A 22,007-nucleotide genomic window follows, 5' to 3' on the forward strand; every position below is an offset into this window, starting at 1 on the left:
TGGCGACACAACGGCGCTCGCCCGTCCGGGCGAGCGCATGGAGAGTTTTTATGTCAGTTTCCGCCCCGAACGCTGTCCTCTCGGTCAGCGGTATCGGTAAGACCTATGCCCAGCCAGTCCTGACCGGCATCGACCTGACGCTGATGCGCGGCGAAGTGCTGGCGCTGACCGGTGAGAACGGCGCCGGTAAAAGCACCCTGTCGAAGATCATTGGCGGGCTGGTCACGCCGACCACCGGCCAGATGCAATTCCAGGGTCAGGAATACCGCCCCGGCAGCCGCACCCAGGCCGAAGACCTGGGCATCCGCATGGTCATGCAAGAACTCAATCTGTTGCCGACCCTGTCGGTGGCGGAAAACCTGTTTCTCGATAACCTGCCGAGCAACGGTGGCTGGATCAGCCGCAAGCAATTGCGTAAAGCCGCGATCGAAGCGATGGCCCAGGTCGGCCTCGACGCGATTGACCCGGACACCCTGGTCGGCGAACTGGGCATCGGGCACCAGCAAATGGTCGAGATCGCCCGCAACCTGATCGGCGACTGCCATGTGCTGATCCTCGACGAACCGACCGCGATGCTGACGGCCCGTGAGGTCGAGATGCTGTTCGAACAGATCACGCGCCTGCAAGCCCGTGGCGTGTCGATCATCTACATTTCCCACCGCCTCGAAGAGCTGGCGCGCGTCGCCCAGCGCATTGCGGTGCTGCGTGACGGCAACCTGGTCTGCGTCGAACCGATGGCCAACTACAACAGCGAGCAACTGGTCACGCTGATGGTCGGTCGCGAACTGGGCGAACACATGGACATGGGCGTGCGCAAGATCGGCGCGCCAGCCTTGACGGTCAAGGGGCTGACCCGTTCCGACAAGGTGCGTGACGTGTCTTTCGAAGTCCGTGCCGGCGAGATCTACGGCATTTCCGGGTTGATCGGGGCAGGGCGTACCGAGTTGCTGCGCCTGATCTTCGGCGCCGACACGGCGGACAGCGGCACGGTTGCGCTGGGGTCGCCGGCCAAGGTCGTGAGCATTCGTTCCCCGGCTGACGCGGTCGCTCATGGCATCGCGCTGATCACGGAAGACCGCAAAGGCGAAGGCCTGCTGCTGACCCAATCGATCAGCGCCAACATCGCCCTGGGCAACATGCCGGTGATTTCCAGTGCGGGCGTCGTCAACAACGGTGATGAAATGGCGCTGGCCCAGCGGCAGATCGACGCCATGCGCATCCGCAGTTCCAGCCCGACGCAACTGGTGTCCGAGCTGTCCGGCGGCAACCAGCAGAAAGTCGTGATCGGCCGTTGGCTGGAGCGCGATTGTTCGGTGATGTTGTTCGACGAGCCGACCCGCGGTATCGACGTCGGCGCCAAGTTCGACATCTATGCCTTGCTCGGCGAATTGACGCGCCAGGGCAAAGCGCTGGTGGTGGTGTCCAGTGACCTGCGGGAACTGATGCTGATTTGCGACCGGATCGGCGTGTTGTCGGCGGGGCGTCTGATCGACACGTTCGAGCGCGACAGCTGGACCCAGGATGATTTGCTTGCCGCCGCTTTTGCCGGCTACCAAAAACGTGATGCGTTGCTCAACGAAGCAGCGCCTAGGGATCTTCCATGAAAACTGCAACGTCTGCCGGTAAACGTAGTGGCAATTTTTACGGCCTCGGCACCTACCTGGGCCTGGCCGGTGCCTTGCTGGCGATGGTCGCGCTGTTCTCGGTGCTGAGCAGCCATTTTCTGTCGTACGACACCTTCAGTACCCTGGCCAATCAGATCCCGGACTTGATGGTCCTGGCGGTCGGCATGACCTTCGTACTGATCATCGGTGGCATCGACCTGTCGGTCGGTTCGGTGCTGGCACTTGCTGCGTCGGCGGTCAGCGTGGCGATTCTCGGCTGGGGCTGGAGCGTGTTGCCGGCGGCTTTGCTCGGCATGGCGGTGGCGGCATTGGCCGGGACCATTACCGGTTCGATCACCGTGGCCTGGCGGATCCCCTCGTTCATCGTGTCTCTCGGCGTGCTGGAAATGGCCCGCGGCCTGGCGTACCAGATGACCGGCTCGCGCACGGCTTACATCGGTGATGCTTTCGCCTGGCTGTCCAACCCGATTGCCTTCGGTATTTCGCCATCGTTCATCATTGCCTTTGTGATCATCATCGTCGCCCAGGCCGTGTTGACCCGGACCGTGTTCGGTCGTTACCTGATCGGCATCGGCACTAACGAAGAAGCGGTGCGCCTGGCCGGGATCAATCCAAAGCCTTACAAGATTCTGGTATTCAGCCTGATGGGCCTGCTGGCCGGTATCGCCGCGCTGTTCCAGATTTCCCGTCTGGAAGCCGCAGACCCGAATGCCGGTTCCGGCCTGGAGCTGCAAGTGATCGCCGCCGTGGTGATCGGCGGCACCAGCCTGATGGGCGGCCGTGGCTCGGTGATCAGCACGTTCTTCGGCGTATTGATCATTTCCGTACTGGCAGCCGGCCTGGCGCAGATCGGCGCGACCGAGCCGACCAAACGCATCATCACCGGTGCGGTTATCGTGGTGGCGGTGGTCCTGGATACTTATCGCAGTCAGCGCGCAAGCCGGCGGACCTGATTCATGGCAACGATCAAGGATGTGGCGGCACTTGCCGGGATTTCCTACACCACGGTGTCCCATGTGGTGAACAAGACGCGGCCAGTCAGCGAAGAAGTGCGGGTGAAAGTTGAGGCGGCGATCAAGAGCCTCGACTACGTGCCTAGCGCCGTCGCGCGGTCGTTGAAAGCCAAAACCACGGCGACCATCGGTTTGCTGGTGCCCAACAGCCTTAACCCGTACTTCGCCGAACTGGCCCGGGGCATCGAGGATTACTGCGAGCGTAATGGCTACTGCGTGATCCTCTGCAACTCCGACGACAACCCGGACAAGCAGCGCAGCTATTTAAGGGTGCTGCTGGAAAAACGCATCGACGGCTTGATCGTGGCCTCGGCCGGTGGCGATGCCGGGCTCGCTGAAGGCCTGGCCGGCGTGCGCACGCCAATGGTGATTGTCGACCGTGGGCTGGAAGGGGTGAACGCCGACCTGGTGCGCATCGACCACGAATACGGCGCCTACCTGGCCACCCGGCACCTGCTGGAACTGGGCCACCGGGACATCGCCACCATCGGCGGGCCGGCGGATACCAGCGTGGCGCAGATGCGTCTGGCCGGTTACTGCCGGGCGTTGAAAGAGGCGGGCGTCGAAGTACCTCGCGAGCGCATGCTGGAAAGCGACTTCACCAGTACCGGCGGCTACAGTGCGGCGGCGATCCTGCTGGAAAAGAATCCGCCCAGTGCAATTTTTGCCGGTAACGACATGATCGGTATCGGTGTGCTGCGAGCGGCCGCCGAGCGCAATATTCGAGTGCCCAGCGAGTTGTCGGTGATCGGCTTCGATGACATTCAAATGAGTCGTTATGTTTACCCGGCGCTGACCACTGTCGGCCAGTCGATCCTGCAACTGGGTGAGATGGCCGCCGAAGTGTTGTTGCGCCGGATTGCCACGCCGGACCTGGCCACCGATCAACGGATCGTGACCCCGAGCATTGTCTTGCGGGAATCGACTGCGCCGCTGGCCGGTGTGTTCTCCGAATTCCGCTGAAAGCACCGCAGAAACCGAATTAATGAGTAGTGACGTATGCCAGCAAAAGTAGTGGTAATAGGCAGCCTGAACATGGACCTGGTGACCCGGGCGCCACGGCTGCCCCGTGGCGGTGAAACGCTGATCGGCCAGTCGTTCTCTACCGTCTCCGGCGGCAAGGGCGCGAACCAGGCCGTGGCCGCCGCGCGACTGGGTGCCCAAGTGGCAATGGTCGGCTGTGTCGGGACTGATGCCTATGGCCAGGAACTGCGCGGGGCGCTGTTGGCCGAGCAGATCGATTGTCAGGCCGTCAGCCTCGTCGACGGCGCCAGCGGCGTGGCCCTGATCGTGGTCGATGACAACAGCCAGAACGCGATCGTGATTGTCGCCGGCGCCAACGGCGCGCTGACGCCTGAAGTGATCGATCGTTTCGACGCGGTATTGCAAGCGGCGGACGTGATCATCTGTCAGCTGGAAGTGCCGGATGCCACGGTCGGGCATGCGCTCAAGCGCGGTCGTGAACTGGGCAAGACCGTGATTCTCAACCCGGCGCCGGCCAGTCGTCCGCTGCCGGCGGATTGGTATGCGTCCATCGACTACCTGATCCCCAACGAAAGCGAAGCGTCGGCCCTGAGCGGGTTGCCGGTGGATTCCCTCGAAACCGCCGAAACCGCCGCCACCCGGCTGATCGGCATGGGCGCAGGCAAGGTGATCATCACCCTCGGCGCCCAAGGCTCGTTGTTTGCCGACGGCACAGGCTTCACGCATTTCCCTGCGCCAAAGGTGCAAGCGGTGGATACGACGGCGGCGGGTGACACCTTTGTCGGCGGTTTCGCCGCGGCGCTGGCGTCGGGCAAAACCGAGGCCGAGGCGATCCGTTTCGGCCAGGTCGCGGCGGCGCTGTCCGTGACCCGTGCCGGTGCCCAGCCCTCTATTCCAACCTTGTCCGACGTACAGGCCTTCAAGACACCATGAAAAAGACACCTTTGCTAAATGTCGCGCTGTCGCGGCTGATCGCCTCCCTGGGCCATGGCGACATGGTGGTGATTGGCGATGCCGGCCTGCCGGTACCGCCGGGCGTCGAACTGATCGACCTGGCCCTGACCCACGGGATTCCGGATTTCGTCAGCACCTTGAAAGTGGTGCTCAGCGAAATGCAGGTCGAGAGCCATGTGCTCGCCCAGGAGATCCTCGACAAGCAACCGGTGGCCCTGGCGACTCTGGATCAACTGAATACCGAAGGCGCATTGGGCATGCGCGAACTGCTCAGTCATGACCAATTCAAAGTCCTCAGCCGACAGGCGCGGGCGATTGTTCGTACCGGCGAATGCTCGCCGTACTGCAACATCGTGCTGGTGTCCGGGGTGACGTTCTAACCCGCTGTATCCTTTTCTGCTGTCCCACGCACAAGGAGTGCGCTATGCACCGCTATGCTCAGAAACTGCATCATCTGCTCCGGAGTCTGCTGCTTTTGTCCCTGATTACCGCAACAAGCGCCCAGGCGGCGGAAAAAATCGACTTGATCATCGACACCGACCCGGGTGCCGACGACGTGGTCGCCTTGCTGTTTGCCCTGGCGTCGCCGGAAGAACTGAACATTCGCGCGCTGACCACCGTGGCCGGCAACGTGCGTCTGGACAAGACCTCGCGTAACGCGCGACTGGCTCGCGAGTGGGCAGGGCGCGAAGAAGTGCCGGTCTACGCGGGTGCGCCGAAACCGCTGATGCGCACGCCGATCTACGCCGAGAACATCCATGGCAAGGAAGGCCTGTCGGGTGTCACCGTGCACGAACCGAAGAAAGGCCTGGCCGAGGGCAATGCGGTCAACTACCTGATCGATACCCTGAAAGCCGCCAAGCCCCACAGCATCACCATCGCCATGCTTGGTCCACAGACCAACCTGGCCCTGGCGCTGATCCAGGAACCTGAAATTGTTCAGGGCATCAAGGAAGTGGTGATCATGGGCGGTGCGCACTTCAATGGCGGCAACATCACCCCGGTGGCCGAGTTCAACCTGTTCGCCGACCCTCAGGCTGCGGAAGTGGTGCTCAAGAGTGGCGTGAAGCTGACCTACCTGCCGCTGGACGTGACCCACAAGATCCTCACCAGCGACGCGCGCCTGAAGCAGATCGCTGCGCTCAACAACAATGCCGGCAAGATCGTGGGCGATATTCTCAATGAATATGTCAAAGGCGATATGGAGCACTACGGCATCCCGGGTGGCCCGGTGCATGACGCCACCGTCATTGCCTACTTGCTGAAGCCGGAGCTGTTCACCGGTCGCTCGGTCAACGTAGCGATCGACAGCCGCGAAGGCATCACCTTTGGCCAGACCGTCGTGGACTGGTATGACGGCCTGAAAGCACCGAAGAATGCCTTCTGGGTCGAGAATGGCGATGCTCAGGGCTTCTTCGACCTGCTGACCCAGCGTCTGGCTCGTCTGAAGTAAGCGTTACACCCGCAGGTGCCAGCCTGCGGGTTTTATTCCCTGCCTGACTCCACAACGCCGAGGTAGTCCGCCGGGTATTTTTCGAATACCTGGGTGATGAACAACTGGGCGGCTTGTGTCCCCAATTCCTTGACCAAAAGATCGATCCCAATGATTGCCAGCTCCTCCGGGCTGCCGGGGCTGTAAGAGCTGTGGCCCTGTGCCCACTTGGCTTTGATGTCGGCGTCGATACTTACGGTGGTCATGATGGCGCTCGTGAAGTCGGAAAAGTCTGAGCGTCGAGTTAACCATTTTGCGCGGCATTTGGCACTCCGACTTAGGCATGAGGGGAGGGCTATGCGACACTTGGTCTTTGATGGATTTCAAGGACCGCGCTGTGCAGATCGATTTGAACACCCCTGACGGCTTGACCCTTGAAGCCGTGCGCCAACTGCTGGCCTCTGCCAGTGATGATGAACACACCCAGCTGCGGGTAACGAAGGGTGGTATCGCCTACATTTCGTCAGGCGTCGTCGGCGGCACCGACATCGGTGGGCTGCTGTTTCGTCTGGAGACGTGGGCCAAGGGTTCGGGGTATGTGGGGAATGTCGCGGCCAGTGACGAGGTCTGGGTCATGCAGATCTTCAACGCGTTGAAAGAGAACTGGCCGCATCCGCTTTACGACTACATCGATGTTTATTGAGCATTGTTCATATTCAGTCACGATTCAGTGGTGAACGACACGGCGATGCTCAGGCAAACTCGGCGATTGTCCAGGTCGAGGGCAGGGCGATAGCGCTGCCTGTGAAACCAAACGCCGGAATGGCGGTCGCACGAACTCAGCTTAACTATTGAATAAAGGAGGCTTCATGCCTTGGAAGCTCGCGTCATTGGGTACTTTGCTGGCCGTTGCCATGCTGGCCGGTTGCAGCACTCCCTCCACCGAGTCGGCAAAGGACCCTGTGGTGACCGACACCGGCCATAGCCGTTGTGATTCAGAAGCGGCGCAATTCATCATCGGTAAAAAGGCCTCGCCGGAACTGCTGGAACAGGCGCGTACTCGCGCAGGTGCGCAGAATGCCCGGATCCTCAAGCCCGACGATATGGTGACCATGGAATACCGTTCCGATCGCCTGAACCTGAATACCGATGACAACCTGGTGATCACGCGCGTCAACTGCGGCTGATCGCTGTACCGCTTTTGTTTCGCCCATAAAAAACCCCGTCACATGGACGGGGTTTTTTTAGTGCGCCAGAAACTTACTCTGGGCGAACTTGTGCAGCTTGCATACCCTTTTGGCCTTTCTCAGCCACGAAGGAAACGGTCTGGCCTTCTTTCAGGCTTTTGAAACCGTCGCTTTCGATAGCTTTGAAGTGTACGAACAGGTCGTCACCGCCACCTTGAGGAGTGATGAAGCCGAAGCCTTTTTCATCGTTGAACCATTTAACGGTGCCGGTTTGGCGATTAGACATGGTGTATCTCCAAGAAACATATATTTTCAGTAGTACTGTGCTGCTCAGGCCAACTGGGCACACGGGACTATCATAGTCGAAATGTACGGTTTGGGAGCCCCCCGGAGGGATTGTTTGCCCTCAAACCGTGCCTTGTTTGCTGCTTGATCAGGCTGAAAGCCCCGTTTTAAAAGGCTTTCAGCCAAAAGTAAAGACGATAAAAAAAGCTGTAAAACCTGCATAAATTGTACGAAAAGGCGCTTTTTGGAGGCTTTTCAATGGCTGATAGGCCCTTCAAAGCGTTCTTTTCGTCTTATTTTTTTACCTTGTTATCGGCTTTGCAGGACGAAATCTGGGTAAGGGCCTTTTGCTTCAGGGCATCACTGGCCGTGTTGTCCATCAGGGCCTGGATGTCGCCCGCCGGGTACGATTTGATCGCATCGGCACCACAAGCACAGTGAGCCTTAGCCGCGGCCGCACCAATCTGAGGAGTGGCGGCCTGAGTGCACTGATCCATGTATTTCTCGCGTTCACCCTTCGGCCAATCGGCATGGGCGGCCAGCGGCAACAACAGGACGATGGGGGCGACTACAGCGAACAAACGATTCAGACGCATGCTGGGATGCTCCTTGTGGGTCAATGTCTTGATATCAGAGGGGTGACACGGCGTTCAAGTTCAGCACTCTGGCATAAAAGCGCCTGATTTGCCGCAGCAGAAAACCGCGCTACCGCGACGACCGTTCATCTGTGCTAGCATGCCTCGCTCGGGCTTTTGCGGGCTGCGGATGACGTTCAGTCCCGGCAGCGGCAAAGGCACGAATAACCCCTGATTTGAATCCCAGTCACTCTGGTTCGGTTTTCCGGTTGGCCGCAAGGCTCCTGCCGCTGTAAGGCAGGCGTTCGTCATTGAATGGCCTGGATCGGATCTTGTACTGGCTCATCCCAACCCACGTGACCTTTGGTAGGGGTCACCACTAGGAGAGGAGGCGCCATGCCAACTATTACTCTTCCCGACGGCAGTCAACGTTCATTCGACCACCCGGTTTCCGTAGCCGAGGTCGCCGCATCCATTGGTGCTGGTCTGGCCAAAGCCACCGTGGCCGGCAAGGTCAATGGCAAGCTGGTCGACGCCAGCGACATCATCGACAGCGATTCCACGCTGCAAATCATTACGCCAAAGGATGAAGAGGGGCTGGAGATCATTCGCCACTCTTGCGCCCACCTGGTTGGCCATGCGGTCAAGCAGTTGTACCCGACGGCCAAGATGGTCATCGGCCCGGTCATCGACGAAGGCTTCTATTACGACATCGCCTTCGAGCGTCCTTTTACGCCGGACGACCTGGCCGCGATCGAACAGCGCATGCAGCAGCTGATCGAAAAAGATTACGACGTGATCAAGAAAGTCACTCCGCGCGCCGAAGTGATCGAAGTGTTCAAGGCCCGTGGCGAAGACTACAAGTTGCGCCTGGTCGAGGACATGCCGAACGAGCAGGCCATGGGCCTGTACTATCACGAAGAATACGTCGACATGTGCCGCGGTCCGCACGTGCCGAACACGCGCTTCCTGAAATCATTCAAGCTGACCAAGTTGTCCGGCGCCTACTGGCGTGGCGATGCCAAGAACGAGCAATTGCAGCGCGTCTACGGCACAGCTTGGGCGGACAAGAAGCAGCTGGCAGCTTACATCCAGCGCATCGAAGAAGCTGAAAAGCGCGATCACCGCAAGATCGGCAAACGCCTGGGCCTGTTCCACACCCAGGAAGAGTCGCCGGGCATGGTGTTCTGGCACCCGAACGGCTGGACCCTGTACCAGGTGCTTGAGCAGTACATGCGCAAGGTGCAGCGCGATAACGGCTACCTGGAGATCAAGACTCCGCAGGTCGTTGACCGCAGCCTGTGGGAGAAATCCGGGCACTGGGCCAACTACGCCGACAACATGTTCACCACCCAGTCGGAAAACCGCGACTACGCCATCAAGCCGATGAACTGCCCGTGCCACGTGCAGGTGTTCAATCAGGGCCTGAAAAGCTACCGCGAGCTGCCGATGCGCCTGGCCGAATTCGGTGCTTGCCACCGTAACGAGCCATCGGGTGCATTGCACGGCATCATGCGTGTACGTGCGTTCACCCAGGATGACGCCCACATCTTCTGCACCGAAGAGCAGATGCAGGCCGAATCCGCTGCGTTCATCAAGCTGACCATGGACGTTTATGCTGACTTCGGCTTTAAAGACGTCGAGATGAAGCTGTCCACTCGTCCGGAAAAACGCGTCGGCTCCGACGAACTGTGGGATCGCGCCGAAGCTGCATTGGCTGCAGCCCTTGATAGCGCTGGCTTGCCGTACGATTTGCAGCCGGGCGAAGGTGCTTTTTATGGTCCGAAGATCGAATTCTCGCTGAAAGATTGCCTTGGCCGAGTCTGGCAGTGTGGTACCCTTCAGCTCGATTTTAATCTGCCTGTCCGTTTGGGAGCCGAATACGTCTCCGAAGACAACAGTCGCAAGCACCCGGTTATGTTGCACCGGGCGATCCTCGGATCCTTCGAGCGTTTTGTCGGAATCCTGATCGAGCACTACGAGGGCGCGTTCCCTGCGTGGCTGGCTCCGACCCAGGCAGTGATCATGAACATCACTGATAAACAGGCTGATTTCGCCGCCGAGGTTGAAAAAACTCTCAACGAAAGCGGATTTCGTGCCAAGTCTGACTTGAGAAATGAAAAGATCGGCTTTAAAATCCGCGAGCATACTTTGCTCAAGGTTCCTTATCTCTTGGTTATCGGAGATCGGGAAGTCGAGATGCAGACTGTCGCTGTGCGTACTCGTGAAGGTGCTGACCTGGGCTCGATGCCCGTCGCCCAATTCGCTGAGTTCCTCGCTCAAGCGGTTTCCCGGCGTGGTCGCCCAGATTCGGAGTAATTACTATTAAGCGTGAAATGAGACAAGATAAACGAGCTGCACCGAAAGCCCCGATCAACGAGAATATCTCGGCACGCGAGGTTCGGTTAATTGGGGCTGAGGGTGAGCAGCTTGGGATTGTGTCAATTGAAGACGCGCTTCTTAAGGCTGAAGAGGCCAAACTGGATTTGGTGGAAATTTCCGCCGATGCAGTGCCCCCTGTTTGCAAACTGATGGACTACGGCAAATCGATCTTCGAAAAGAAGAAGCAGATTGCCGCTGCCAAGAAAAACCAGAAGCAGATCCAGGTTAAAGAAATCAAGTTTCGTCCAGGGACGGAGGAAGGGGATTACCAGGTAAAACTGCGCAACCTGGTACGTTTCCTGAGTGATGGGGACAGGGCCAAGGTATCCTTGCGATTCCGCGGCCGTGAGATGGCCCACCAGGAGCTGGGGATGGAACTCCTCAAGCGAGTTGAAGGTGACTTGCTCGAGTACGGTTCGGTCGAACAGCATCCTAAGATGGAAGGACGCCAGCTGATCATGGTCATCGCCCCGAAAAAGAAGAAGTAATCAATAGGGCACGGCAGGCCTTCTGATTATGTTTATCAACTGAATGCGGAGTATCCGAACATGCCAAAAATGAAAACTAAAAGTGGTGCTGCTAAGCGGTTTCTGAAAACTGCTAACGGTATCAAGCACAAGCACGCTTTCAAGAGCCACATCCTGACTAAAATGTCGACCAAGCGTAAGCGTCAACTGCGCGGTAGCAGCTTGCTGGCACCGTGTGACGTGGCAAAAGTCGAGCGCATGCTGCGCCTTCGTTAATTTAGTCAAGAATAGAGGAAGTAACTCATGGCTCGTGTAAAGCGTGGCGTCATTGCCCGTAAACGTCACAAAAAAATTCTGAAACTTGCTAAAGGCTACTACGGCGCTCGCTCGCGCGTATTCCGTGTTGCCAAGCAAGCGGTAATCAAGGCAGGCCAATACGCCTACCGTGACCGTCGTCAGAAAAAACGTCAGTTCCGCGCTCTGTGGATCGCTCGTATCAACGCTGGTGCACGTATCAACGGTCTGTCCTACAGCCGTTTCATCGCCGGCCTGAAAAAAGCGTCCATCGAGATCGACCGTAAGGTTCTGGCTGATCTGGCAGTGAACGAAAAAGCGGCGTTTGCTGCGATTGTCGAGAAAGCTAAAGCCACCTTGGCTTAAGTACCCCCGACAGTCACCCGGCCTCACCTCTGTGGGGTCAGGTGTTAAACGTCATAAATAGGGGAAGAGCCTTCAAGCTCTTCCCCTATTTTGTATCTGGAGTCTGTACATGGAAAACCTGGACGCGCTGGTCGCTCAAGCTCTAGAGGCTGTGCAAAGCGCTGAAGATATCAATGCCCTGGAGCAAATCCGGGTTCACTACCTTGGCAAAAAGGGCGAATTGACTCAGGTGATGAAGACCCTGGGGAATTTGCCGGCAGAAGAGCGTCCGCAAGTCGGCGCCCTGATCAACGTTGCCAAGGAGCGTGTCACAGAGGTTCTCAATGCGCGAAAGGCACTGTTTGACGAGGCTGATCTAGCCGCCAAATTGTCCGCCGAGTCGATTGATGTGACCCTGCCTGGCCGTGGCCAGACCTCCGGTGGTCTGCACCCGGTTACTCGCACTCTGGAACGTATCGAGCAGTTCTTCACCCACATCGGCTACGGCATCGCCGAAGGCCCTGAGGTCGAAGACGACTACCACAACTTCGAAGCGCTCAACATCCCAGGCCATCACCCGGCCCGGTCGATGCATGACACCTTCTATTTCAATGCCAACATGTTGCTGCGCACCCATACCTCGCCGGTACAGGTCCGCACCATGGAATCGAAACAACCGCCGATCCGCATCGTCTGCCCAGGCCGTGTGTATCGCAGCGATTCGGATATCACCCACTCGCCGATGTTCCACCAGGTCGAAGGCCTGCTGGTTGACCGCGACATCAATTTCGCCGACCTGAAAGGCACCATCGAGGAATTCCTGCGGGTGTTCTTCGAGAAAGAACTGGCCGTGCGTTTCCGTCCTTCGTACTTCCCGTTCACCGAGCCATCCGCTGAAGTCGACATGGAATGCGTGATGTGCAGCGGTAAAGGCTGCCGCGTCTGCAAACAGACGGGCTGGCTGGAAGTCATGGGCTGCGGCATGGTTCATCCGAACGTGCTGCGCATGTCCGGGATCGACCCGGAAGAGTTCTCGGGCTTTGCCTTCGGCATGGGCGTTGAGCGTCTGGCCATGCTGCGTTACGGCGTGAACGACTTGCGTCTGTTCTTCGACAACGACTTGCGGTTCCTCGCGCAATTTCGCTAGTCGTAACGAATTCTTAGGAGAGCAGGATGAAATTCAGTGAACAATGGCTGCGTGGCTGGGTAAGCCCGCAGGTAAGTCGCGACGAGCTGGTTTCTCGTCTGTCGATGGCCGGTCTTGAGGTCGATAGCGTTACGCCGGCCGCCGGTGAATTCACCGGTGTGGTGGTGGGCGAGGTGCTGAGCACCGAGCAGCACCCAGACGCCGACAAGTTGCGAGTTTGCCAGGTCAGCAATGGCTCGGAGACTTTTCAGGTCGTTTGCGGAGCGCCTAACGTGCGCCCGGGCCTGAAGATCCCGTTCGCCATGATCGGTGCCGAACTGCCTGGCGATTTCAAAATCAAGAAAGCCAAGCTGCGTGGCGTTGAATCCAACGGCATGCTGTGCTCGCAAGCCGAGCTGCAAGTCGGTGAAGGCAACGATGGCTTGATGGAATTGCCGGCCGATGCGCCGGTCGGTCAGGACATTCGTGAATACCTGGGCCTGGACGACGCCAGCATCGAGGTCGACCTGACCCCGAACCGTGGCGATTGCCTGTCCCTGGCCGGTCTGGCTCGTGAAGTCGGCGCGCTGTATAACGCTGAAGTCACCCGTCCAGTGGTGCCTGTAGTGCCAGCCGTACACGATGAAGTGCGTTCGATTGAAGTGCTGGCGCCAGCCGCTTGTCCGCGTTACCTGGGTCGTGTGATCCGTAACGTCGACCTGTCCAAGCCGACACCGCTGTGGATGGTCGAGCGCTTGCGTCGTGGCGACGTGCGCAGCATCGACGCTGCCGTCGACATCACTAACTACGTGATGCTGGAACTGGGTCAACCGCTGCACGCGTTCGACCTCGCCGAAATCAATGGCGGCATCCGCGTGCGCATGGCCGAAGAAGGCGAGAAGCTGGTGCTGCTCGACGGTCAGGAAGTCAGCCTGCGTAGCGATACGCTGGTGATCGCCGACCACACCCGCGCGTTGGCCATTGCCGGCGTCATGGGTGGCGAGCACAGCGGCGTCAACACCGCGACCACTCGCGACGTGTTCCTCGAAAGCGCGTTCTTCGATCAGATTGCTGTCGCTGGTAAGGCCCGTTCTTACGGCCTGCACACCGACGCCTCGCATCGCTACGAGCGTGGCGTGGATTGGCAGTTAGCCCGTGAAGCCATGGAGCGCGCCACTGGCCTGCTGCTGGAAATCACTGGCGGCGAAGCCGGCCCGATCACCGAAACCGTGAGCGAGCAGCACCTGCCGAAAATCGCGCCGGTGACCCTGCGCGCGCAACGCATCACCCAGATGCTGGGCATGGAAATGGATCCGGTCGAAGTCGAGCGTCTGCTCAATGGCTTGGGCCTGGCCGTTTCTGCTGATGGGGCAGGGCAGTGGCGCGTAGAAGTGCCAAGCCATCGCTTCGATATCAGCCTGGAAGTCGATCTGATCGAAGAGCTGGCCCGTTTGTACGGTTACAACCGTCTGCCGGTTCGTTACCCGCAAGCCCGCCTGGCACCGCAAGCCAAGGCTGAAGCCCGTAGCGACCTGCCTGAACTGCGCCGCCTGCTGGTGGCTCGTGGTTATCAGGAAGCGATCACCTACAGCTTCATCGATCCGAAACAGTTCGAACTGTTTAATCCGGGTGTTGAACCGCTGTTGCTGGCCAACCCGATCTCCAACGACATGGCGGCCATGCGTTCGTCCCTGTGGCCGGGTCTGGTCAAGGCGCTTCAGCACAACCTGAACCGTCAACAGGATCGCGTCCGCCTGTTCGAAAGCGGCCTGCGTTTCGTGGGTCAGCTGGAAGGCTTGAAGCAAGAGTCGATGCTGGCCGGTGTGGTTTGCGGTAGTCGTCTGCCGGAAGGCTGGGCGCAAGGTCGCGATGTCGTGGACTTCTTCGACGTCAAGGCTGATGTGGAAGCGGTGTTGGGCTTCGCTGGTGCGCTGGATTCGTTCACGTTCGTGCCAGGCAAGCACCCGGCGCTGCATCCGGGTCAGACCGCACGCATCGAGCGTGAAGGTCGTCTGGTGGGTTACGTCGGTGCGATCCACCCTGAATTGTCGAAAACCCTCGGTCTCGACCGTCCGGTCTTCGTCTTCGAGCTGGTTCTGGCCGAAGTGGCGTTGGGTAAAATGCCTAAATTCCAGGAGTTGTCGCGCTTTCCTGAAGTGCGTCGTGACCTTGCACTGATCGCCGAAAAAGACGTCGCCGCCAGCGCCGTACTGGACGTAATTCGTGAAAATGCAGGGGAATGGCTGACGGACCTCAGGCTATTTGACGTGTATCAGGGTAAAGGCATTGATCCTGATAGAAAAAGCCTTGCAGTTGGCTTGACCTGGCAGCATCCATCGCGCACTCTTAATGACGATGAGGTGAATAACACGACGCAAAATATCCTCACCTCGCTCGAACAAAGGTTGAACGCCACGTTAAGGAAGTGACGTATGGGGGCTCTGACGAAAGCTGAGATGGCGGAACGTCTGTATGAGGAGTTGGGCCTGAATAAACGGGAGGCCAAGGAATTGGTCGAACTGTTCTTTGAAGAAATCAGGCACGCTCTAGAAGACAACGAACAAGTCAAATTGTCCGGTTTCGGCAATTTCGACCTTCGGGACAAACGCCAGCGGCCTGGCCGCAATCCGAAAACGGGTGAAGAAATCCCGATCACGGCTCGCCGTGTGGTCACCTTTCGTCCAGGGCAGAAGTTGAAGGCCCGAGTTGAGGCTTATGCTGGAACCAAGTCATAACGACGAGCTACCCGTCATCCCAGGCAAACGCTACTTCACCATTGGTGAAGTCAGCGAGCTGTGTGCGGTAAAACCACACGTGCTGCGCTACTGGGAGCAGGAGTTTCCTCAACTCAACCCCGTCAAACGCCGCGGAAACCGCCGGTATTATCAGCGACAAGACGTGCTGATGATCCGGCAGATCCGCGCGCTCCTTTACGATCAGGGTTTCACCATCGGCGGCGCGCGCCTGCGTTTGTCCGGCGATGAAGCCAAAGACGACACCACTCAGTACAAGCAGATGATTCGGCAGATGATTGCTGAATTGGAAGACGTGCTGATTGTCCTCAAGAAATAATTTCCTGCGTTTGAATACTTCCAGTTTTCAAATGCTTGCGATATATTCTTGAGCGTTCCTCGAGATGAGGAACAGGTTCCACGCCTAGTCGGGGCGTAGCGCAGTCCGGTAGCGCACTAGCATGGGGTGCTAGGGGTCGAGTGTTCGAATCACTCCGTCCCGACCATATAATTCAAGGGGTTGCGAGATTTTATCTCGCGGCCCCTTTTTGTTTTTTATCGTTTTTACCCCTACAAAACTCCTGGCTCTCGGTGGAATCCTGCTCACTTTCCGAGCAGGAGAACACAGGGTGATCAGCATGGAAATGTTGGGGGAAATCCGGCGGATGTACATCCGCGACAAGCTCTCGCTGCACCAGATAGCCGAGCGTACCGGGCTGTCGAGAAACACCATCCGAAACTGGGTCAGAGCCCCGGAAGCCACTCAGCCGGCGTACCAGCGGTGCGCGGCCTTCAACAAACTCAGCCCTTTCCACGACACGCTTGAACAGGCGCTGAAAGCCGATGCGTTCCAGGCAAAGCACAATCGCAGAAGCACCACAGCACTTTGTGAGCAGATCAAGGCCGAGGGTTATGACGGCGGCTATAGCTAGCTCACGGCGTTTGTACGCTCGTGGCGAGGTGAGCAAGGCAAGTCTTACGGGCTTTTGTGCCGCTGACGTTGGCGCTCGGTGAAGCTTTTCAATTTGACTGGAGCGAAGGAGGGCTGCTGATCGGAGGCCTGTTTCGACGCATCCAGGTCTCCCACATGAAGCTTTGCGCCAGTCGCGCATTCTGGTTGGTTGCGTACCCTAGCCAAGGTCACGTGCCTTGTGAGCGAGTCGGCCAGTGGGTCAGCAGCCGTCTTTACCATCCCGGATCGTGGTCTTCGCTGGTAGCGGTAGAACTGGTGCTTGAGTCGGGAAGCTTGAGCGCCTTCCATTGTGTTGACGAAAGGCCTCAGGGCTTGAAGGCGGTATGTCAGGACTTCGCTTCCTTGGTCCCCAGCACATCGCGGATGCTGTCCACCACATTGCTGTCTTTGATCACATCGTTCAGCCAACCCTCGAGCGGCATGTTGCCCCATTTGATCGCTCGTTCGATCAGATAAGGGACGGGGCTTTGGGGCTCGGTCTGTTTGAAGAACTGGGCGATGCCCGCCAGCAGGGTGAACGCTTCATCGCGGGTCTGCGGGGTGGTTCGAAGCGGTGTGCTTGAAAGTCTTTGTTCAGGTTGGGTCATTGCGGAACCTGCGGGTTGTTCGCCAGTGCTTTCAGGGATGGCCGGAGCCGGCGCGACAGGGGCCGGGGTCAGTTCGATGCCCCGGTCCTTGAGCAGTTTTTCCGCCAGTTGTCCTGCGCGGAACAGAATGTCATTGAGCCCAGCAAAGCTCGGTGCTTCAGGGCCAAAGTGCCTGTCTGCGGTGCTCTGAAGCTGCTGGCAGGCTTTCAGGCAGGCGGCTATCTCGCCGGCCTTGAGGCGCAGATGATCCGAGTCGGTCAGCACCACCGAACGCTGGAAGACTTCCGCGTTGATCTTGCCTTCGTCGAGGGCGGCCCGCATCGCCTGAGGGTTTTGCAGCGCCAGGTTTTCGATGTGCCTGGATTCGTCATAGCGAAGCAGACCGTAATATTGCCCCTGGGTGATCGGCAATGAGCCGACGATGTCCGCCAGCGAGGTTTTCATCCACGCCAGGCGTGCGGCGCGTTCATCGACGCCGTCCTCCAAGGAGGGAAAGAGATCCGCCCAGAAGGTTTGCAGAATGCGCTCGGCCAGCGTCAGGCCGAACGTAATACCAACAAAATGGTACTTGTGCGCCAGGCCTTCACTGAGCCAGGCGACCAGCATCAAGTCTTTGCTCTGTCGAGCCAGGCCTTGTGCCGCCAAGGCAATGGTCAGATCCCAATCGGAAGCCTTGAGATCGGTTTGCCAGTCACCTTGGGTGAGGTAATCGGGGTCTGCTCGACGAGCTTCCTTCACCTGATCGAACAAGGTGGAAAAGCTCAAGTCTTCACCGCTCCCCTCATTGATGGGCGCTGTCAGTTCGGCCAGCGAAAGGTCGTTGAGAAATTCAGACATAGGCAACTCTGATCAAAATAAAAGAACACCGCGCCTGTTTGGCAGGCACGGTGCTGAATGCGGACTGCGTGCGCGGTCCGCTATCGCTACGGGCTTAAGCGAAAACTTTGTTCGCCGTGCGATCCCAACCACCGGTGACGTTACCGCCACCCTGGCCATCGGCACGGCTTTGTTGGGTGTAGGTAGTCTTGATGCGCGCGAAGTTGAAGCTGATTTCTTCAATCGGCAGATCGCTGACCGCTTTGTCTTCACCGCCCTGACTGCCGCCAGCGACAGCCTTGACGGAGGAGACTACGACTTCTTCCAGGTTGATGGTCAGGTAAGTAACCTTGTCACCGCCCGCGCGGTTGACGTTCAGCTGGATCTTGGCGATGTGAGTGCCTTTGCAGCAGGCTTCGAACAGCTTGGCAGAAGCCTTGTCAACGGCTTTGCGGATGCTGAAATCGCTCAACGACACACGCTCCGACGAAGCACCGCCCGAAGAGCTTGCTGTTGCGGAAGTCGCCTGAGTTGCACCGTACTCGTAGCCCAGCACTTCGATCCAGTCCTTGTGCTTGTCGTCGAGCACTTCACCTGGAATGCCTTCGATCTGAATGTATGCGTCAAATGCCATTTCTAATTTCTCCTTACCTTCATTTAAAGGGCTGTAACAACCTGCGGACAGATCACGAACCCTTCGTTTTTAACCCCTTTGAACGATCAAGAGAGGTGTCTTACCGGCCTGGGCCGAACTTCAAGCGGGCCCAGGCAGCGGTTTCCTTTCAGAAGCGCGGCCGTCTCAGTTGAGCGCCCGTACTTCGATTTCCACGCGCCGGTTAGGTTCCAGGCACTGAATAAGTTGGGCTCTTGGTTGCTGCATGTTGCATTTGACCAAGGGCTTGGTGCTGCCTTCGCCGACGGCTTCTACCAGTTCACCCGGCACGCCTTTGCCCACCAGGTAGGTCTTGATGGTTTGTGCGCGCTGCCGGGAAACCTGCAGGTTGCCCTGTGGCTCGCCCAGTTGATCGGCGTGCCCGGAGATGATGATTTTGCCGATGTCAGGCGTGCTCAACAGCTTGCCGGCGATGGCGCTCAACTGGCCCTGACCTTCGGTTTTCAGGCTCTGGAAGTCGGCACGGCCAAAGGCGAACAAGGTGTCCGATTCCAGGGTGATGGTCTCGATCGAGCGCAACGATTGCGTGAGCAAACTGTTGATGTAGTTACGCGAACTGGAGGTCAGGAACGCGTTATCGAGGATCCGAGGCACGTCTTCCTCGTGGATCTGGTCGCTGTAGAAATTGATCTGCCGGCTGGCAAACTCGTAATCCTGATTCGAGGCCGAACCGTCATTCGAAGCACCGATGGTTTTACCGGTCTGGCGGGCAATCGCCGGGTACCAGTAATCTGGCATTTTCGCTTTCAGGAGCGCCGGATCAGCCTTTTCGCGTTGGGCACGCGAGAGCATGACGTAGGTGTCCAGCGTGGTCTTGCCGAACGCCGCGATGGACTGTGCCCGGTTGTCGTCAGGCAGCGCCTTGGGTTCGACACTGTCCACGCCGGTCACGGGCAGCAGTTCCTTGCTGTTGCGCTGATACACCTTGAGGGTGGTCAACAGGTACAGCGAGCGGGTCAGGTTGTCGGCGGTCGGCTTGAGCATCACGCTTTCCAGCCGACTGAAATACTGACTGCGCACCAGCGGCTCGACTTTGTAGCCCTGGTAAAGCCCCAGGCGCATTCGCATCGGCACACCTTCATCGTGGTGCTGCGCGTAGTAATGGGCGGTCCAGAAGCGCATGCGATCCAGCGTTTGCCAGTCGGTGTATTGCCCCGTCGCCGAAGCATCGGCTTTGGCTGCCTGGGCCAGTTCCGTGGACATAGTCTGCACGGTGTTTTTGTTGTTCACATAGGACCAGCCCAGCAAGCTGCACAGCAGCACAGCGACCAGCCCGGCACCACCAATCCACGCCGCCTTGCGCCGGCGTTCGCGATGGTTGGTGGTGTACAGCGCCACCAGATGCTGGTCGGGAATGATGACTTTGCGGAACAGGCTGTTGATGAATAGCGGACGCGGTTGCGCATCGCCGCCGGCGATCTCTTGATCACTGTCCAGTGAGAAACGCTCGGTGACCTGGCGCGTGTGCCCACCCATTTCCGGCTGGTCGGCGTCGAGTGCACTGGTGAAATAGAAGCCGCGCAGCAGTTCAGCCTTTTGGTACGGGTTGGCGCGCAACAGCGCATCGACGAACAACTGCAGTCTCGGCTTCAGCGCCGCCAGTTCCAGTGGAAAGCGATACACCGCTGAATCCTGGCGGGTGATCTGAATGTCCTGCATGACCAGTTGTTGACTCGCCACCTGCTGCCAATAGCTGACCAACTCGTCCATCGCCACGCCGAATTGACGGCCCCAGTCGGCCTGTTCGTACCCTTTATGGGAAAACGTCTTGCCCATGACTTCGCCGCGGGCAACGTCATCCAGTTGGCGATAGAACGGGGTAAAACCCGGCACCAAGTCACACTTGGTGAACACCAGGTAGACCGGCAGGCGCACTTCCAGCAGCGCATGGGTTTCCTGGATGCGTTCGCGCAGGCGCTTGGCAATACGCTCCTGGTCTTCGAGCGACGTTTGCAGAATGTCGTGAATGCTGACGGTAACGATCAAGCCGTTGAGCGGCCGACGCTGGCGGTGCTGACGCAACAGTTGCAAAAAGGCCCGCCATTTGCCGGCCTCTTCCTGGTTGTTCATGTAGCGACCGGCGGTATCCAGCAGGACGGCTTCGGAACTGAAAAACCAGTCGCAGTTGCGGGTGCCGCCCAGGCCGGCGACACGCGCACCTTCACGCTCCGCATACGGGAAGTTGAGGCCCGATTGATAGAGCATCGTACTTTTGCCGGCTGCCGGCTGGCCGATCACCAGGTACCAGGGCAGGGCATACAGCGCATCCTTGGGATTGCTGCCCCGCGGCTTGTTGCTGTGCAGCCGCTCGATGCTCTGCAACAGGCGCTCGCGCAACAGGCTGACTTCTTCGCGGTCCGCCGGGCTGGCGTTGAGCACCGCTTGATCGGCGTCGTCGCGCAGCAGCCCTTCAAGGTTGTGGTGACGCGACACGCCCCGATAAAGCAGCAGCACGTAACCAGCCGAGAGCAGCAGGAACACGCCGATGCCGGTCAGCAGGCTGTTCAGCGAGCTGAAGTCAAACGCACGACCAATGCTCCACACCACGAAAATGGTGAGGAAAAAACAAACCCCCAGAATGTAGGGTTGGAAGCGCAAGAAGTAATACTTGATCTTGTTCATACGGACTTCAAATCCAGCGCGTCGACAAAACGGTCGATAACGTCATCAAGAGGGCGGTCGATTTCCGGAAAGGCGTGTTTTGGGTGGTGCTCATCAAATGCATCGAATGACGCCAGCACGTCATGGCTCTGCAAGCGGTTTGCGCTACTGGTCAGCACACGATAGGCATCGCTGTTGTTTCGTGACGGGAAGCAGATCAGCCGGGGGCGCATAAAGTCGTCTGCCAACAGACTGACCTGCGGCACGCCATTGCCTGCGGTCATTCGCGCCAACCAGGTGATCCACAAATCGGCGGTCGGATTTTTCAAACCTCTTTCCGCCGGCAAGGGCAGGGAAATCCCCATCGGCGTTGGCTGATGCAGATGGCTTTTGAACGCCAGCAGCCGGGTCAGTACGGCATTGGTGACGAATTCCGGGTAAGCGCCTTCCAGCGCGGTGGCGATGTCGCGCAGGTTGAAGTTCACCAGGAACTTGTCATGCACGCGCCGGAACAACTCGAAATCCTGACCTTGCAACGGGCGCAAGGCCTTGATGCGGTCGAACAGCACGGACGTACTTTCGCCCTGGGTGGCCATGTGCAGCAACGGCCTGATCTGCCCGCTGAACAGTTCGCTCAGGGTGAAAGGATTGACCAACGTCCCGGAGTCGCTGGCTTTGACCGTTTGAAAAATGAAAAACGGATAACGCCGCTGGCTGGAATCCCTCGAGCTGATCAAGCCGCCGACCAACCAGTTGCCACTGCGTGCGCGGTAGCTGAAAAAGCACACCGGTAACGCGTCGAACAACGCTCGCCAGTCCTCAAGAGGCTGCAGGGCGGCCAATGCGCCTTGCAGCCAGGCATCGAACTCGCAGACGTCGTCGGCTGCACCGTGCAGGCTGACGAAGTCCGGGCTCGCGGGCACTTTTCCGAAACAGCCAATCATTGGCCGTGTCCC

Annotated in this window: 23 protein-coding genes, 1 tRNA gene and 1 pseudogene; 18 read left to right on the forward strand and 7 right to left on the reverse strand. The window is 58.6% G+C overall.

Annotated features, from left to right (window positions below; genetic code table 11):
* Positions 1–50: 50 nt before the first annotated feature.
* Genes ACY4LX_RS12745 through ACY4LX_RS12770 form a run of 6 tightly spaced genes read left to right on the forward strand, consistent with a single transcriptional unit; the run spans position 51 to position 6,029 of the window.
* Positions 51–1,604, forward strand: coding sequence for a sugar ABC transporter ATP-binding protein (locus tag ACY4LX_RS12745; protein WP_149658834.1), 1,554 nt, complete (start codon positions 51–53; stop codon positions 1,602–1,604).
* Positions 1,601–2,578, forward strand: a complete 978-nt coding sequence (locus ACY4LX_RS12750) for an ABC transporter permease (RefSeq protein ID WP_123599265.1) — start codon at positions 1,601–1,603, stop codon at positions 2,576–2,578. Before ACY4LX_RS12745 ends, ACY4LX_RS12750 begins: the two co-directional genes overlap by 4 nt.
* Positions 2,579–2,581: 3 nt before the next feature.
* Positions 2,582–3,601 carry a LacI family DNA-binding transcriptional regulator gene (locus ACY4LX_RS12755; protein WP_463260100.1) on the forward strand — a complete coding sequence of 340 codons (1,020 nt, stop codon included), beginning with the start codon at positions 2,582–2,584 and terminating at the stop codon, positions 3,599–3,601.
* Between the two features lie 36 nt (positions 3,602–3,637).
* Positions 3,638–4,555 (forward strand): ribokinase, encoded by a 918-nt coding sequence (rbsK, locus tag ACY4LX_RS12760; protein WP_463260101.1) that lies wholly within the window; start codon positions 3,638–3,640, stop codon positions 4,553–4,555.
* On the forward strand, positions 4,552–4,956 hold the full coding sequence (gene rbsD / locus ACY4LX_RS12765) for a D-ribose pyranase (protein ID WP_463260102.1): 405 nt from the start codon (positions 4,552–4,554) through the stop codon (positions 4,954–4,956). The genes rbsK and rbsD overlap by 4 nt, the downstream gene beginning before the upstream one ends.
* A 44-nt stretch (positions 4,957–5,000) precedes the next feature.
* A complete protein-coding gene (locus tag ACY4LX_RS12770) occupies positions 5,001–6,029 on the forward strand; it encodes a nucleoside hydrolase (protein WP_149658830.1) in 1,029 nt (342 codons plus the stop codon).
* A 32-nt stretch (positions 6,030–6,061) separates the two neighbouring features.
* Here the strand turns inward: ACY4LX_RS12770 and ACY4LX_RS12775 are convergent, their stop codons facing one another.
* On the reverse strand, positions 6,062–6,274 hold the full coding sequence (locus tag ACY4LX_RS12775) for a hypothetical protein (protein WP_149658829.1): 213 nt from the start codon (positions 6,272–6,274) through the stop codon (positions 6,062–6,064).
* 131 nt (positions 6,275–6,405) lie between these two features.
* On the opposite strand from ACY4LX_RS12775, the gene ACY4LX_RS12780 reads away from it, so the two are divergent.
* Positions 6,406–6,711, forward strand: a complete 306-nt coding sequence (locus ACY4LX_RS12780) for a hypothetical protein (protein WP_133837002.1) — start codon at positions 6,406–6,408, stop codon at positions 6,709–6,711.
* Between the two features lie 166 nt (positions 6,712–6,877).
* A complete protein-coding gene (locus ACY4LX_RS12785; RefSeq protein ID WP_348133888.1) occupies positions 6,878–7,195 on the forward strand; it encodes an I78 family peptidase inhibitor in 318 nt (105 codons plus the stop codon).
* A 73-nt stretch (positions 7,196–7,268) separates the two neighbouring features.
* Here the strand turns inward: ACY4LX_RS12785 and ACY4LX_RS12790 are convergent, their stop codons facing one another.
* Positions 7,269–7,481 (reverse strand): cold-shock protein, encoded by a 213-nt coding sequence (locus ACY4LX_RS12790; protein ID WP_003179963.1) that lies wholly within the window; start codon positions 7,479–7,481, stop codon positions 7,269–7,271.
* 292 nt (positions 7,482–7,773) lie between these two features.
* On the reverse strand, positions 7,774–8,076 hold the full coding sequence (locus ACY4LX_RS12795; RefSeq protein ID WP_463260103.1) for a hypothetical protein: 303 nt from the start codon (positions 8,074–8,076) through the stop codon (positions 7,774–7,776).
* A 375-nt stretch (positions 8,077–8,451) separates the two neighbouring features.
* Between ACY4LX_RS12795 and thrS the strand changes: the two genes are divergently transcribed.
* From thrS to ACY4LX_RS12845, 10 genes and pseudogenes are all read left to right on the forward strand, one after another.
* Positions 8,452–10,374 carry a threonine--tRNA ligase gene (gene thrS / locus ACY4LX_RS12800; protein ID WP_010455934.1) on the forward strand — a complete coding sequence of 641 codons (1,923 nt, stop codon included), beginning with the start codon at positions 8,452–8,454 and terminating at the stop codon, positions 10,372–10,374.
* Positions 10,374–10,925 carry a translation initiation factor IF-3 gene (gene infC, locus ACY4LX_RS12805; protein WP_169857083.1) on the forward strand — a complete coding sequence of 184 codons (552 nt, stop codon included), beginning with the start codon at positions 10,374–10,376 and terminating at the stop codon, positions 10,923–10,925. The genes thrS and infC overlap by 1 nt, the downstream gene beginning before the upstream one ends.
* Positions 10,926–10,985: 60 nt before the next feature.
* Complete coding sequence (rpmI, locus tag ACY4LX_RS12810) at positions 10,986–11,180, forward strand: 50S ribosomal protein L35 (protein ID WP_008145659.1); 195 nt, start codon at positions 10,986–10,988, stop codon at positions 11,178–11,180.
* 27 nt (positions 11,181–11,207) lie between these two features.
* On the forward strand, positions 11,208–11,564 hold the full coding sequence (rplT, locus tag ACY4LX_RS12815) for a 50S ribosomal protein L20 (protein WP_007905879.1): 357 nt from the start codon (positions 11,208–11,210) through the stop codon (positions 11,562–11,564).
* A gap of 109 nt (positions 11,565–11,673) precedes the next feature.
* Positions 11,674–12,690 carry a phenylalanine--tRNA ligase subunit alpha gene (gene pheS, locus ACY4LX_RS12820; protein WP_123403705.1) on the forward strand — a complete coding sequence of 339 codons (1,017 nt, stop codon included), beginning with the start codon at positions 11,674–11,676 and terminating at the stop codon, positions 12,688–12,690.
* Positions 12,691–12,716: 26 nt separating this feature from the next.
* Positions 12,717–15,098, forward strand: coding sequence for a phenylalanine--tRNA ligase subunit beta (gene pheT / locus ACY4LX_RS12825; protein WP_463260104.1), 2,382 nt, complete (start codon positions 12,717–12,719; stop codon positions 15,096–15,098).
* A gap of 3 nt (positions 15,099–15,101) precedes the next feature.
* The gene (gene ihfA / locus ACY4LX_RS12830; protein WP_002553164.1) at positions 15,102–15,404 is read left to right on the forward strand and encodes an integration host factor subunit alpha; all 303 of its coding nucleotides are present in this window, start codon (positions 15,102–15,104) and stop codon (positions 15,402–15,404) included.
* Positions 15,385–15,741 (forward strand): MerR family transcriptional regulator, encoded by a 357-nt coding sequence (locus ACY4LX_RS12835; RefSeq protein ID WP_093218077.1) that lies wholly within the window; start codon positions 15,385–15,387, stop codon positions 15,739–15,741. The genes ihfA and ACY4LX_RS12835 overlap by 20 nt, the downstream gene beginning before the upstream one ends.
* An 89-nt stretch (positions 15,742–15,830) precedes the next feature.
* Positions 15,831–15,907, forward strand: a tRNA-Pro gene (locus ACY4LX_RS12840).
* 141 nt (positions 15,908–16,048) lie between these two features.
* Positions 16,049–16,545, forward strand: a pseudogene (locus ACY4LX_RS12845) (IS21 family transposase); the annotation flags it as partial.
* Positions 16,546–16,700: 155 nt separating this feature from the next.
* Here ACY4LX_RS12845 and tssA read toward each other — a convergent pair.
* From tssA to tagF, 4 genes are all read right to left on the reverse strand, one after another.
* On the reverse strand, positions 16,701–17,798 hold the full coding sequence (gene tssA, locus ACY4LX_RS12850; RefSeq protein WP_463260105.1) for a type VI secretion system protein TssA: 1,098 nt from the start codon (positions 17,796–17,798) through the stop codon (positions 16,701–16,703).
* A 94-nt stretch (positions 17,799–17,892) separates the two neighbouring features.
* Complete coding sequence (locus tag ACY4LX_RS12855) at positions 17,893–18,411, reverse strand: Hcp family type VI secretion system effector (RefSeq protein WP_059404755.1); 519 nt, start codon at positions 18,409–18,411, stop codon at positions 17,893–17,895.
* A 165-nt stretch (positions 18,412–18,576) separates the two neighbouring features.
* Positions 18,577–21,072 carry a type VI secretion system membrane subunit TssM gene (gene tssM / locus ACY4LX_RS12860; RefSeq protein ID WP_463260106.1) on the reverse strand — a complete coding sequence of 832 codons (2,496 nt, stop codon included), beginning with the start codon at positions 21,070–21,072 and terminating at the stop codon, positions 18,577–18,579.
* Positions 21,069–21,995, reverse strand: a complete 927-nt coding sequence (gene tagF, locus ACY4LX_RS12865) for a type VI secretion system-associated protein TagF (RefSeq protein ID WP_463260107.1) — start codon at positions 21,993–21,995, stop codon at positions 21,069–21,071. The genes tssM and tagF overlap by 4 nt, the downstream gene beginning before the upstream one ends.
* Positions 21,996–22,007 lie beyond the last annotated feature (12 nt).

This window comes from Pseudomonas sp. Emmai (genome assembly GCF_055179735.1).

What these genes read in the sequence shown, in the direction of transcription:
- thrS (WP_010455934.1), top strand. Translation starts at nt 8,452, where the DNA reads ATGCCAACTATTACTCTTCCCGACGGCAGTCAACGTTCATTCGACCAC.
- pheS (WP_123403705.1), top strand. Translation starts at nt 11,674, where the DNA reads ATGGAAAACCTGGACGCGCTGGTCGCTCAAGCTCTAGAGGCTGTGCAA.
- ACY4LX_RS12790 (WP_003179963.1), bottom strand. Translation starts at nt 7,481, where the DNA reads ATGTCTAATCGCCAAACCGGCACCGTTAAATGGTTCAACGATGAAAAA.
- tssM (WP_463260106.1), bottom strand. Translation starts at nt 21,072, where the DNA reads ATGAACAAGATCAAGTATTACTTCTTGCGCTTCCAACCCTACATTCTG.
- rbsK (WP_463260101.1), top strand. Translation starts at nt 3,638, where the DNA reads ATGCCAGCAAAAGTAGTGGTAATAGGCAGCCTGAACATGGACCTGGTG.
- ACY4LX_RS12835 (WP_093218077.1), top strand. Translation starts at nt 15,385, where the DNA reads ATGCTGGAACCAAGTCATAACGACGAGCTACCCGTCATCCCAGGCAAA.
- ACY4LX_RS12770 (WP_149658830.1), top strand. Translation starts at nt 5,001, where the DNA reads ATGCACCGCTATGCTCAGAAACTGCATCATCTGCTCCGGAGTCTGCTG.
- ACY4LX_RS12785 (WP_348133888.1), top strand. Translation starts at nt 6,878, where the DNA reads ATGCCTTGGAAGCTCGCGTCATTGGGTACTTTGCTGGCCGTTGCCATG.
- rbsD (WP_463260102.1), top strand. Translation starts at nt 4,552, where the DNA reads ATGAAAAAGACACCTTTGCTAAATGTCGCGCTGTCGCGGCTGATCGCC.
- ACY4LX_RS12755 (WP_463260100.1), top strand. Translation starts at nt 2,582, where the DNA reads ATGGCAACGATCAAGGATGTGGCGGCACTTGCCGGGATTTCCTACACC.
- ihfA (WP_002553164.1), top strand. Translation starts at nt 15,102, where the DNA reads ATGGGGGCTCTGACGAAAGCTGAGATGGCGGAACGTCTGTATGAGGAG.
- rpmI (WP_008145659.1), top strand. Translation starts at nt 10,986, where the DNA reads ATGCCAAAAATGAAAACTAAAAGTGGTGCTGCTAAGCGGTTTCTGAAA.
- ACY4LX_RS12795 (WP_463260103.1), bottom strand. Translation starts at nt 8,076, where the DNA reads ATGCGTCTGAATCGTTTGTTCGCTGTAGTCGCCCCCATCGTCCTGTTG.
- tagF (WP_463260107.1), bottom strand. Translation starts at nt 21,995, where the DNA reads ATGATTGGCTGTTTCGGAAAAGTGCCCGCGAGCCCGGACTTCGTCAGC.
- pheT (WP_463260104.1), top strand. Translation starts at nt 12,717, where the DNA reads ATGAAATTCAGTGAACAATGGCTGCGTGGCTGGGTAAGCCCGCAGGTA.
- rplT (WP_007905879.1), top strand. Translation starts at nt 11,208, where the DNA reads ATGGCTCGTGTAAAGCGTGGCGTCATTGCCCGTAAACGTCACAAAAAA.
- ACY4LX_RS12750 (WP_123599265.1), top strand. Translation starts at nt 1,601, where the DNA reads ATGAAAACTGCAACGTCTGCCGGTAAACGTAGTGGCAATTTTTACGGC.
- ACY4LX_RS12775 (WP_149658829.1), bottom strand. Translation starts at nt 6,274, where the DNA reads ATGACCACCGTAAGTATCGACGCCGACATCAAAGCCAAGTGGGCACAG.
- ACY4LX_RS12855 (WP_059404755.1), bottom strand. Translation starts at nt 18,411, where the DNA reads ATGGCATTTGACGCATACATTCAGATCGAAGGCATTCCAGGTGAAGTG.
- tssA (WP_463260105.1), bottom strand. Translation starts at nt 17,798, where the DNA reads ATGTCTGAATTTCTCAACGACCTTTCGCTGGCCGAACTGACAGCGCCC.
- ACY4LX_RS12745 (WP_149658834.1), top strand. Translation starts at nt 51, where the DNA reads ATGTCAGTTTCCGCCCCGAACGCTGTCCTCTCGGTCAGCGGTATCGGT.